This is a genomic window from Brevibacillus sp. JNUCC-41, assembly GCF_014844095.1.
GTDB lineage: Bacteria > Bacillota > Bacilli > Bacillales > DSM-1321 > Peribacillus > Peribacillus aracenensis.
Window position 1 is genome coordinate 4,329,962 of record NZ_CP062163.1, and the last position, 12,408, is coordinate 4,342,369.

Here is a 12,408-nt window from a genome sequence, read left to right on the forward strand (position 1 = left end):
AAATCTCTTCAGATAGGTTTCTGAAGAGATTTTTTAATAATGGGATCATCCGAGCCAGATCAATTTAATATAAGGATTTTGAAATACTTTCAGCAGTTTTTAACAATAAAGAGATATGTTGTTCCATCGATTCCTTATTCCAGCGAAAGACAGGCCCGGAAATGGAAATAGCTCCAATGACTTTTCCTTTAGCACCGAATACTGGTGCTGATAATGCAGCTACATTCTTCGTGATTTCTTCCTCATTAATTGAGTAACGGGTATTTACTATAATTTCTAATTGCTGTTGTAGCTTTTTTCTTTCCTCCCCTGGAAGGAGGTTTAACACTTGTGCCTGTAAACCTTCGCTTAGAAATGCCAATATTACCCGTCCGCTTGAGCCAAATTGTAGCGGAATCCTATTGCCAACCCCTGCTCTTCTGCTTATTTCCTGATTACTTACATGTTCAATTACACACATCCTTACCATATTTGTTAACATATAAAACCCTACCGTTTCCTGTGTCTCGTCTCTTAATTTAATTAGTTGTGGATCGATTATTGAGACAAAAGGTACATCGGTGATTATTTTATTTGCATAATCAATAAACACCGTACCAAGTGAATATTTTTTAGAATCTGCATCTTGGAATACCAAACCGTCCATTTTTAAAGTAGTAAGCAGACGATGAGTGATAGGGGGAGAAATGTTAAGATTTTCGCTAATATTTTTAATTCCTTGTGGACCGGTTGTTTCATTTAAATAATTGATGATTTTGATTGCACGTTGCACCGTAGAAGAAATCTTAGTGTTCATAAATAAATCCTCCAAATAAAATTCCAAATTAATTTAATTATTAAAAATATTATATCATAGTGTAATAAGGGCCAATCAGTAGCTAGAATAGTTTCCGTTATCATTATTATGAATTGAAAGGGATGATTCAGAAAGTTCACCAGTAGTGATCTTTTTGGAATATCCCATTTTTTTAAAAAATTATATTTATATAAATTTTGAGAAGAAAAGGTCAAATTTTCTGCTAGTTGAGGTCTTGAATAATAAATTGACTTTTCTGAAAATTAACTTTATTATTCATAATATAGGAATTATAATTCCTTTATTATGAATAATAAATTATTGCAATGTTGAAAGGAAGTGAAATAGTAACCTGAAAAATGAATAACTTGTACGATCCTGATTCGGTAAACCGTAAAAAAGTAAAAGGAGGGATAACAGAAATATTCTTTATTAATTATTAAAAATGAAAATTAAACAAGGGGGATTAATATGTCCGTGAAATTAATAAATTCTAATTCAAGAAAAGCCTATTCTGGTTCGATGCCCGACACAAAGGGATTAAACTTTTTTGAAGAGGATCAAAATTTGTCTTTTATACTTAAGCATTATCTTTCTATAGAAAATTATAATCGGGCCCTTCCTCACTTAAAAGAGTTGGGGGAAATAGCCGGAACAAGGCTTGATGAATTATCCCGGATGGCGGATAGGCATACTCCCGAGTTAATAAATTATGATGCAAAAGGGGAACGAGTAGACGAAGTTGCCTATCATCCGTCCTATAAAGAGATGGAATCATTAGGATATGGAAAGTTCGCACTGGTCGCTATGTCTCATAAACCTGTGCTGGGATTTCCTACTAAACTACCGCATGTGTTAAAGTACGGATTTTGGTATTTGTTTGTCCAATCCGAGTTTGGTTTAGCTTGCCCGATGAGCATGACTGACTCTGCCGCTAGGGTCTTAAGTAAATTTGGTGATCAAGGATTAAAAGAAACCTATTTGTCTCGTATGACGAGTACAGATATGAAAACATTATGGACAGGTGCCCAATTTATGACCGAAAAACAAGGCGGGTCTGACGTTGGCGCAAATACGGTCACAGCAAAGAAAGTTGATGATCATTGGGAGATTTGGGGTGATAAATGGTTTTGTTCCAATGTTTCTGCAGATGTAGCATTAGTTTTGGCTCGTCCTGAAGACGCCCCCGAGGGTACTAAAGGTCTTGGAATGTTTTTAATGCCAAGGAAACTGCCAGATGGATCTCTTAATAATTACAAAGTTAATCGCCTAAAAGATAAATTCGGGACCCGCGATATGGCTTCTGGTGAGGTGACTTTTGAAGGGGCCGTTGCGTATGTCGTAGGGGATATTTCAAAGGGTTTTAAACAAATGATGTCAATGGTGAATTCTTCACGGTTATCGAACGCCGTACGTTCTAGCGCGATGATGCGTAGAAGCTTTTTAGAAGCACTCGTTTCATCTCGAGGTCGTGTCGCATTTGGCAGCTCATTGTCTGAAAAACCCCTTATGAAAGAAACTCTTTTTGAACTATTGCTAGATTGCGAAGCAGCTGCGTCCATCACATTTTACACAGCTTCCGTTTATGATAATTCCGATCAAGGGAACCAGGAAGATGAAAAGCTATTACGAATTTTGACGCCATTGCTAAAAGGATTCATTTGTAAACGTGCAAGAAATTCTACCTCGGAAGGGATGGAAGCCAGGGGAGGAAATGGATATATCGAGGATTGGATAGATTCGAAACTTGTACGTGATGCTCATGTGGGCTCCATTTGGGAAGGCACCACGAATATTGTTGCTTTAGACGTTGTAAGAGCGTTAGTGAAAGACGAAGCAGGAGAAATCTTTTTTAAGGACCTATACAATCGATTGGATGGGATTACGAATTCTTTGACTCAACAGATTGGGAAGATCCTTCTGCAAATATCAAAAAAAGTTGAATCGCAATCAAAGAGGATAATGAGTCTGAATGGACCAGAAAGGGAATTGCCTGCTAAACAATTAATGAACCGGATGTATCATATATTCACTGCCAGTCTTCTGCTAAATGAAGCGGAAGTACAAATTACAGCCCAAGAAAACTATCGAAAATTATACATGGCTTTGCAGTATATCCATCGTTATTTGCTTTCAAGTGGCTTGGATGAACTTAATTACTTTGATTCATCACTATTAAAATGGTTTGATGCTATTGTTGACTTTGACCAAGTATCAAAAGGGGCCGTAGAAGGTTTACTGGAAAACGTGCAACAGGCCGTGAAACTCTAAACATCAAAGGATGGAGGTGAGAACAATGAATGGAGCATTAAGCCGGATAAAAGTTCTTGATCTAAGCCGAGTGGTGGCTGGACCTGTCTGTACAAGTATTTTAGGAGATCTGGGTGCAGATATTATTAAAGTGGAAGGGCCGGATATCGTGGATGAAACACGAACATGGTTTCCTCCGGACATTGAAAATATTAGTTTGTATTATATGGCAGTTAATCGAAATAAACGTGCCATAACGGTGAATTTAAAGACAAAAGAAGGAATTCAAATCATAAAAAAACTCATCCAGGAATCTGATGTTGTCGTAGAAAATTTTAAGACAGGAACGATGGAGCGGTTAGGACTGGGATATGAAGACTTGAAAGCGTTGAACACTAAAATCATTCACTGCTCCATTACAGGGTTTGGTCATACAGGACCGTATAAACAATTACCTGGATATGACTTTCTTGCTCAGGCAATGAGTGGGTTTATGAGTGTGAATGGCACATCCGATGGTGCACCTGTTAAAGCAGGGATTGCTATGGCCGATTTATATGCAGGACTATATGCAACCATTAGCGTATTAGCCGCTTTGGAGGCTAGGAATCATTCCGGTCGTGGTCAGCATTGTGACATCTCCCTTATGGACTCGATGGTTGCTTCATTGCTTAATATAGGAACAGGTTTTTTAAATACAGGAAATCTGCCTAAACGATATGGAAATCAGCACCCGACCCTAGTTCCCTATCAGAATTTCCAAACAAAAGATAAAGAGATTATAATTGCAGTAGGCAACGACAGACAATTCCGGCGTTTTTGTTCATTAATAAATGCAGAGGAATTACCCCAGGATGAGCGTTTTGCAACAGCAAATGCAAGAATCATATATAGGGAAGAGTTAATTCCTATATTACAAGAAGTGATATTAACAAAAACAGCAGCTGAATGGCTTAGAATTTTCCAAGAAAACAATATTCCATGCGGTCCCATCAATACTTTAGATAGAGTTTTTATAGATGAACAAGTACTTGAAAGGAAAATGATTCAGGAAGTTGAACATCCTTCAGTTGGAATTGTTAAACTTTTGGGGTCACCATTAAAACTCTCTGATACACCTGTCACAATCGAGAGGCATCCCCCTTTACATGGGGAGCATACTGAAGAAGTACTGATGGAATTAGGCTACGATAAAGAAGAAATTAAATCGTTTATGGAAGATAAGGTTATTTGAAATGACTAAATCGGCATCTATATATATCGTTAATGGTGGCTGGAGTAAGATTCTGTAGTTAGCTTTTAAAGAAATCTCTAATTAATCAATAATACTATTGAAGCTAAATAGCATGTTAATTGAACAATATTAGTTTGGGAAAACGAAGCAGTGATGAATAAAGTCTTCATTAGTTCCTATCATCCGATGATTTTTCAACTTCAAATTGATGGCGCTTACATCGAATAGATGTTTACCGTTTTTACAAGTAGATAATCCAAAATCAAGGGGGTTAGTATGAATAATGGTGCGTCAGATCGGACTTGGATTGTGGTATTCGTCGCATGCTTTTTAGGTCTTATGGTAGATGGCATGGACTTAATCATGCTATCTATCACGATGCCTAGTCTAATGGAAGAGTTTAATATTGGTAAAGTAGATGCAGGTCTCATCGCTACATGGTCCTTAGTGGGTATGGCCGTTGGCGGAATCGGTGGCGGTTGGTTATCTGACCGGTTTGGCCGGGTAAGAATGGCAACCTGGATGATGGTTCTATTCTCCATTGGAACGTGTTTACTTGGATTTGCCCAAACGTATGAACAATTTATCGTTATTCGTTTCATTTCTGCTATCGGGATTGGGGCCGAATATACTATCGTTACGATGCTCATGGCTGAATATGTACCTACGAAAAAAAGGACGACGATTTTAGGTACACTACAAGCAGCTTATTCATTAGGATATTTAGTGGCGGCTTTATTGGCTGGTGCAATCTTGCCTGAATACGGATGGAGGCCTCTTTATTTTATCGCTGTTGTACCTGTTCTTTTGGCAATTTATATCAGATTCAAAATTCCTGAACCTGAAGGGTGGAAAGAAAGGGCTCAAGCTCAAAAACAAATGGGTAGGGGAAATAAGAAAAATGAGTGGGCTGCGATTTTCAAAGATTCAAAAACAAGAAAGACTTTTATATTTTGGGGACTTACTGCGACCTTCTTACAATTTGCTTATTATGGCATTGGTACCTGGCTGCCGACGTATATTGTTTCTGATTTAGGCTTTGATTTTAAAAAAATGACAGGGTATATTGTAGGGACATATACAGCGGCGATCTTAGGTAAAATCATTGCAGGTTGGCTGGCAGATCGATACGGTCGTAAAACGCTGTTTGTATTTGGTGGTTTCTCTACTGCTATTGTCTTACCAATCGTTTATCTTTATAATTCACCGTCTAATATTATTCTGTTACTTACTTTACTAGGTTTTCTCTATGGTATACCTTATGCAGTTAATGCTACTTACATGGCTGAGAGTTTTCCTGCACATATTCGTGGTACAGCTGTAGGGGGATCATATAATGTTGGTCGAGTCGGATCAGCTATGGCTCCATTTCTCATTGGTATCATGGCGGAATCCTATTCAATTGGGTTCGGATTAGCTACACTTGCTATTGCGTATGTGGTATCAGCGTTAATTCCTGCACTGTTTATTCGGGAAAAAATGTACGATCCATTTGGGAAGGAAAAAAATTCTGCAACCAAGCAAAAAGAAAGTGTTTACGAGAATCAAACTATATAAATTATATTATTAGCCTTTGTTAATGCAAAATTTGTTCGGTGGTTTAAAGGAAGCACTGATTATAAATGAATATCAGCAAAGTGTTTACATAATGGTAAAGAGGAAGTGTTATGAAGGACGAAGGAGGTTATATTTACCTCGTTTATCGTGGTGGAGTATGAATATTTATCTATAGAAGTCGAGGGTGTCCTCTACGAGCTTACAGATGTTAGAAAGGAAGCAGAAGTTGGTAAACAAAAAAGTGAACGGAGAATTTTCAGAAAATAATTTTCAGAAGGCTGCCCAAGATGACTGAAACATCATTTTGCGGTCAGCCCCTTTTTTTCATTCTAGCAGGATATGTGATTTCCAGGTTCATGCCCAAAGGTTTAACACCCGGTTGCTGCAGTTCCTCATTTAATCTTTATTCAAGATATGGCCTGTCAGACGGTAGACTAGTTACAAAACTCCCTTATAATCTGGTTCTTTATTTCTTCTACCGGAAACCCTTGTTGGTAGGTGGAAATCATCAACATAATCCCCTGTAGCACAGATGAAAAGTATAACGATCGTTTCCTTGGTTCCTCTTCCCCCATACTTTCAAATATCTTACATTGAAACTCAAATTGTCTAGCATTTTCTTCAATTATGAGATGACTGTATTTTATCAAATCTTCATCAGCCTCTGGCTGAGTTTGCAGGTGTAGATAGAAGCGGTGTACTTCCGGTTTTTTGTGGATATTATCAATGGCACCATTGACTATATATTCAAGTTGTTCACGAGGTGTATTTAAGGTGAAAGCTTCTTCCATGACTTCAACCACTTCCTTGATTCTGGCCACGACCATTTCAGAAAGAAGTTCTTCTTTTCCTTTGTAATAGTTATACAGTAACCCTTTAGAAATCCCAGCCTTCTTGGCTATATCGCTTATAGAAGTAGCGTAATATCCTTGTTTCATAAATAACTCCATGGCTGCAGCACGGATTTTTTCTTTGGATGCTTGGCGAATGCGGTCATTCTCTTCGGGTGTACGTGGCATTTTACCTTCAATCCTCCATAAAAGCAGTGAATTCTTGATATAAAACTTCAGAATGGGTGAGGGGCAGCATATGATCGGCATCCTCCAGTTCGATGAAACGGATGTTTGGAACCTTGCGGAAACAATCGGCAACCCGAAAATTGTCTGCCAAGTCCTTTTTGCCGATAAAAAATAAAGTTTCGGGGTTCAATTCTTCTAATCGTCCCATTGCTGGCGGCTGAGGCCATATCATGCAGAAATCAGCGGGCCACTTAAGCATGCGCCCGAAATGATGCCTGAGCATTTGAACAGCGAGATCTTTGTACGGACTATCGATAACAACTTGATATGTTGGTGAAAGAAGGGCAAGATCCAACATCTTATCTATATTGGGGGCACTTTCCAATATTTTGTCATGATATTGTACAAAGTCCTTTGAATAGGGAAAACCAGTTAAAGAAGGAGCAATTAATACAAGTTTCGATACTCTTTCAGGGTGATTAAGGGCGAAATCAGTTGCAATCTGTCCGCCCATTGAATGACCTATAAGCGTTGCCTGATTAAGTTCCAGGTAATCCATTAATGCCAAAACATCGTCAACATAGTTTGCATGTTTTATAGGTGATGGTGATTTACCAGCACCACGTCCATCAAAAGCAATAACTTTGTAATCCTTAGATAAAAGAGAAGCCAAAAATGTCCATTGCCTCAAATCAGCACCACCGCCATGAATAAGAACAACAGGATGACCACTGCCAGTAATCTCAAAATGTAAATCCAATGCAACCCCTCCATTTTTCACTGAATTTTCAGTATTATTTTATTATTGAATGAACGTTTAGTCAATATAAAACACGGGTTAATTTTAAACGATTTTAGATTTTATATCGATTCCGCATAAAGGCGCTAATCAATAGTAAATCCGATGGCTTCAGCTTTACTCTGAATAAGATTGTTTATGATGCTGAAACAGAAATAAAAGCATCAGAACATGAATTAAATATATTACAATCCGCACAAAATGAAGCGTATAGTGATAACTATTTTGGAGCAATTGAGAACAACTCGGCTTATCCTTGTGGTGTTGGTAATCATGGACATACACCGGATAGATTCATTAGAAACGTTCGTATTAATGATCATACATTTGAAGGTTGTACTTTTGCATGAATTCGACCTTGCAAATTTGAAAATACTTAAGAATAATACCTTTGATATCTGTGAATAGGGAATACGTCTCTAATCCTGTTGGTAAAGGTACATATGACAATGGAGTCCCAGAAGCAGCTAAAACGTTACAATTAAAGATAATTCCGCAAATGACACAACCACGGAAGTAGTGTATATAAATGACGGTGATGTTGCATAATTTCTTCGTAAAGGATAAACAAAGGATTATTACGTTAGTGGAAATAGAGCTGAAAGGGTTAGGCGTACTGAATTAGTTATTTCTGGTTTAGATGGAGTAGAGATACATAATAACGTATTAATTGATATCACATTCGAAAATGTCAATGGAAGAAGTTGCATCAGTTTATCCAGTTCTTCAAGAAATGGTCGTGTTTACAATTATAGGACAATAACTTTGCGGGGGGATTTTCATCTCAGGTGGAGATGTAAAAGGATTCTTAAGTAATGCCTTAAACATTGAACAAAAAATATATCGACATTGGCATCGAAGAAATTGATCTGTATTAAAACGATTGGAACAAACTAAGCGTAGGCTAGAAATTCTATTATTCAAAGTTATTTTTCCTAATTTGATATTAGGTTATAATAGTTATAAATGAATAATAAAAGGTGTGGTTTTTCTGAAGGAAGGTTTAGCACGAAAAAAGCAGCATAGACAGTTATCCCGTTTGGTAATTATCCAGCGGACCATTCTTATTACAATTGGTGCGTTGTTAATGGCCACTGGATTGGAAATCTTTTTAATTCCCAATCATGTAATTGATGGTGGAATTACAGGTATTTCCATTATGCTTTCTCATCTTACAGGTATAAAACTAGGAATCTTTCTTTTCCTATTGAATCTACCATTTGTATATCTGGGATATAAACAGTTTGGAAAAACTTTTGCTATATCTACTATATATGGGATTGTAATGCTTTCCATTTTTGCAACATATTTTCATCCTATTCCACCCTTCACTGAGGATATCCTTCTTGCTACAATTTTTGGCGGTATTTTCTTAGGTGTAGGTGTAGGAATTGTAATTCGTAACGGTGGTGCGCTTGACGGTACAGAAATACTTTCCATTGTAATAAGTAAAAAAGTGCCTTTTTCTGTTGGCGAAATTGTTATGTTCATCAATCTATTTATACTGGGTTCTGCTGGATTCGTTTACACATGGGATAGAGCCATGTATTCAATCTTAGCTTATGTAATTGCTGCTAAAGCCATTGACATTGTTATTACTGGAATGGAAGAAACAAAGTCAGTGTGGATAATTAGCGATGAAGCAAGAGAGATAGGTGATGCAATCAATAATCGCCTAGGACGTGGTGTGACATACTTACATGGTGAAGGTGCCTATTCTGGAGAGGAAAAGAAGGTAATTTTCTGTATAATTACCAGACTTGAAGAGTCTAAGTTAACTACAATTGTTGAAGAGATTGACCCTTCATCTTTCTTAGCAATTGCAAATATTGCGGAAGTACGTGGTGGACGGTTCAAAAAGAGAGATATTCATTAAAAAATTACTTATAAACAAAAGCCAGCATCAAAATGTTGGCTTTTGTTTATGTCACACTTGAGCAAATTTTTAGGCTTTGTTAAGCAGTATTATCGTTTTTTAGGTAAAATACCGGGAACGTCCGATTTGGACGTTCCCGTTCTTATTCAATTAAAACTCCCTATAATGGAATAACTGTAATGCTAATGAAGCTTTTTTAAAAGCTGCGTTTCTCTGGCCAAGCTCCTTGCATTTTACTAAGGAATACAATTTGCCCAATATGATATGCGTCGTGCATTGCTAAACTCTTCAGTTCAAGCACTAATGGATTATCTCCTGGAATCTGTCTATACAAATCTTCAGGTTCTGATTTTGCTAGTATTTTTCCAAGTTCACGATGAACATAAAAGTATTCTTGTTTTGTTTCCTTCCAATTTTCTAACGTCTCAGTTGGTAATCGAAATGTAGAGTCATTATTTTCTGCCTGTGGTTCATTCGCTGTTTCACCAAGAAATCGCATCAGATATCTCTTTTCATAGAAAAGTAAATGACAAACAAATTCCCAAATGGAATTCATTGCCCCATCAGCTGGTTTCCAAATTGCCTGTTCAAAAGTGATGTCTTCTAGCACTTTTTCAAGTGGTGGAAACCAGTCTTCTTCATCTAAGCAGCTTGCCCATTGTTGTAACAAAAGTGTTTTTACATCCATTTTCTATTCCCTCCAATTCAATCCCTTTGGTCAAAGTTCATTTGCGTCGTGTTGTAGATAGCTAACTAATTAAGGTGTCATGCCAATCACTTGTTCAATTAAACTGGCCCTTTAAAGGAACAATGAACGTTCCGTAATTTCGAAAATTCTGATAAATTTAGTTTATCATAAATTGTGTTAACTGAGAAAGATCAACTGTCTAAAACCATTTTGGTTATTTTAACGGCATTAAACTCACTCGCTCTCAGTAATTATAGTTCACCACGGAATTTGTATATATGGCTTATAGCAAATACATGGATGAACATGATCGATTAATCGAAAAGCATAAGATAAAATGTGTATCCGTTGTTATCTGGGTATAGTTTAACTTAAAGTGCTTTTTTTTATGAATATTCTCGGAAATACAGCAGATAGTAATAGGGTATCTAATTTAAAGGAGTGACTAACATGAAGTACACATTTTTAACAAGCGCTTTGATTGCTCTATTCCTTACTGGCTGCGGAACAAATGATAATAATAATGATGGAAAAAATGTTGGAATGAATACTCGAAGCAATCAAAATGATGCCTTTGACAATACCCTGAATGTAAATGACAGAAACGGCGACAACGATCACAATGCAAGGCAATTAAACAATGATGACAATGATAATAAAATGCGCGTGGCTGATGAAGTAGCAAATCGGCTAGAGGACATGGATGATGTAAAGGGTGCCTCTGTCATTGTTACAGATAATAACGCATATGTCGCCGTGGATCTGACAAATGACAAGAACCTGACAAATGACTTAGAAAAGAAAATTGTTGATCAAGTAAAAAAACATGATCAAGGTGTAGACAACGTTTATGTCTCTGCAAATCCAGACTTTGTTAAAAGTATGAAGGGATATGTCAACGATATTCAAAATGGAAAGCCGATTAGCGGACTATTTAATGAGTTTGGTGATATGGCACAAAGAATGTTCCCGGATGCCAAATAGAAGAGGTCAGTTGTAACGGTAATGTAAGTATTCTGCAGCGTTTCTGCTGCCACAATCCAGAAGAGAATGTAATTAATAAGAAGAGGCAAACACCGGTAGTAAGGTTTAGAGGTTGAAGCTTACGATATATTATAGGCCATTCCATCCATGATAAAACCCCTTGGTCTCAAGAAGGGGTTTTATGCATTCAATTACGACAAACTAGTGACCCAAGTATACACGCTCTTACTTGACGAATTATTCCTTTAGCTGTTTCATTTATTTTTATCCGCATTTTGAACATAGGTTGGAATCTCATTGTCGGGACTTCGAGGTACATATAATGAACCACCGAAAATGGCAGTCCTTTAGAAAGACAAACATGAAAAAGTTAGTGAATTATTGCAGTAGTAACATCAATTGTTTGTTTATGTGGAGCTAATCAGGTTGATTACAAAGATATTTCTGATCCGGTCGGTGGACCACGTCATGTGAGGTAAGTTTATATAAATAAATAGAAGAAGAATTAAAAAAGGCAGTCACAAAGACCACCATGATTGGGATATAAAGTCACAAATCATCAAATTTTCGTGTGACTCAGATTATTTCTAACTTTTATTTTTGATTTTTTCAATTAGTACTTGTAACTCATCCGGCCCATGAAACTCAATCGGCGACACGCCTTTATCGAATTCTATTGTATTGGATTCTATCATCAATACATACTTCCCATTGATCTTTCCTAAGTGGATACTGTCGCCGAAATCGGCTAGAAGTCCTTTGATGGATGTACTGCCTAGCTTCATGCGAAGTTCGGCTTCAGGTGTATCCCTCGACAATCTGGGCTGTGGCTTCGACGACCAGATGGGTTTCAAGACGCTCCTGGATTTCACGCTTTTCACTCGTTTCGGTCTTTTTTTCGAATTTGTGCAGTTCGTCACTGTTTTCTTCGAATTGTGAGGATACATGCTCATAACCATGTGGATGACCTGGTTTTTCATGATTTCCGGCATCGATTCTCCATATTCGACGAATTTCAAGAAGTTCTCGAAGTAGCGGGCATGTGAGGCCTTAGAAAATGGATTATTATCAGATGAAGACATGGTGATGGTTGATAAGATAGTGCATGGCAAGATTGAAAAACACGGATTGCCAAAGTATCCAGCTGTACATAAAATTGGGTTTACTAATACTTATACTAGCAATTGATTATTTAGAAAAGGCTA

General features: G+C 37.2%; 10 protein-coding genes. 5 read left to right on the top strand and 5 right to left on the bottom strand.

Annotated elements, in window-relative coordinates:
• Positions 1-64 precede the first annotated feature (64 nt).
• Positions 65-796, bottom strand: coding sequence for an IclR family transcriptional regulator (locus JNUCC41_RS21035; protein ID WP_192204682.1), 732 nt, complete (start codon positions 794-796; stop codon positions 65-67).
• Between the two features lie 471 nt (positions 797-1,267).
• Here JNUCC41_RS21035 and JNUCC41_RS21040 point away from each other — a divergent pair, with 471 nt between their 5' ends.
• The 3 genes from JNUCC41_RS21040 to JNUCC41_RS21050 all read left to right on the top strand — a co-directional run bounded on the left by JNUCC41_RS21040 (position 1,268) and on the right by JNUCC41_RS21050 (position 5,837).
• Positions 1,268-3,067 (top strand): acyl-CoA dehydrogenase family protein, encoded by a 1,800-nt coding sequence (locus JNUCC41_RS21040; RefSeq protein WP_192204683.1) that lies wholly within the window; start codon positions 1,268-1,270, stop codon positions 3,065-3,067.
• Positions 3,068-3,092: 25 nt separating this feature from the next.
• Complete coding sequence (locus tag JNUCC41_RS21045; RefSeq protein WP_192204684.1) at positions 3,093-4,280, top strand: CaiB/BaiF CoA transferase family protein; 1,188 nt, start codon at positions 3,093-3,095, stop codon at positions 4,278-4,280.
• Positions 4,281-4,556: 276 nt separating this feature from the next.
• Entirely contained in the window at positions 4,557-5,837 is a 1,281-nt protein-coding gene (locus tag JNUCC41_RS21050; RefSeq protein WP_192204685.1) for an MFS transporter, read from the top strand.
• A gap of 434 nt (positions 5,838-6,271) precedes the next feature.
• On the opposite strand, the gene JNUCC41_RS21055 is transcribed toward JNUCC41_RS21050, so the two are convergent.
• Both JNUCC41_RS21055 and JNUCC41_RS21060 read right to left on the bottom strand, forming a co-directional pair.
• Complete coding sequence (locus JNUCC41_RS21055; RefSeq protein WP_192204686.1) at positions 6,272-6,856, bottom strand: TetR/AcrR family transcriptional regulator; 585 nt, start codon at positions 6,854-6,856, stop codon at positions 6,272-6,274.
• A gap of 7 nt (positions 6,857-6,863) precedes the next feature.
• The gene (locus JNUCC41_RS21060) at positions 6,864-7,616 is read right to left on the bottom strand and encodes an alpha/beta fold hydrolase (protein ID WP_192204687.1); all 753 of its coding nucleotides are present in this window, start codon (positions 7,614-7,616) and stop codon (positions 6,864-6,866) included.
• A gap of 1,030 nt (positions 7,617-8,646) precedes the next feature.
• Here JNUCC41_RS21060 and JNUCC41_RS21065 point away from each other — a divergent pair.
• Positions 8,647-9,531, top strand: coding sequence for a YitT family protein (locus JNUCC41_RS21065; RefSeq protein ID WP_228467685.1), 885 nt, complete (start codon positions 8,647-8,649; stop codon positions 9,529-9,531).
• Between the two features lie 196 nt (positions 9,532-9,727).
• Here JNUCC41_RS21065 and JNUCC41_RS21070 read toward each other — a convergent pair whose 3' ends face one another.
• Positions 9,728-10,219: a DinB family protein gene (locus JNUCC41_RS21070; RefSeq protein ID WP_192204689.1), complete on the bottom strand. Its 492-nt coding sequence runs from the start codon at positions 10,217-10,219 to the stop codon at positions 9,728-9,730.
• A 450-nt stretch (positions 10,220-10,669) separates the two neighbouring features.
• Here JNUCC41_RS21070 and JNUCC41_RS21075 point away from each other — a divergent pair, with 450 nt between their 5' ends.
• Complete coding sequence (locus JNUCC41_RS21075; protein ID WP_192204690.1) at positions 10,670-11,203, top strand: YhcN/YlaJ family sporulation lipoprotein; 534 nt, start codon at positions 10,670-10,672, stop codon at positions 11,201-11,203.
• Between the two features lie 587 nt (positions 11,204-11,790).
• Here JNUCC41_RS21075 and JNUCC41_RS21080 read toward each other — a convergent pair.
• Complete coding sequence (locus tag JNUCC41_RS21080) at positions 11,791-12,315, bottom strand: DUF3900 domain-containing protein (protein ID WP_286182181.1); 525 nt, start codon at positions 12,313-12,315, stop codon at positions 11,791-11,793.
• Positions 12,316-12,408: the final 93 nt, after the last annotated feature.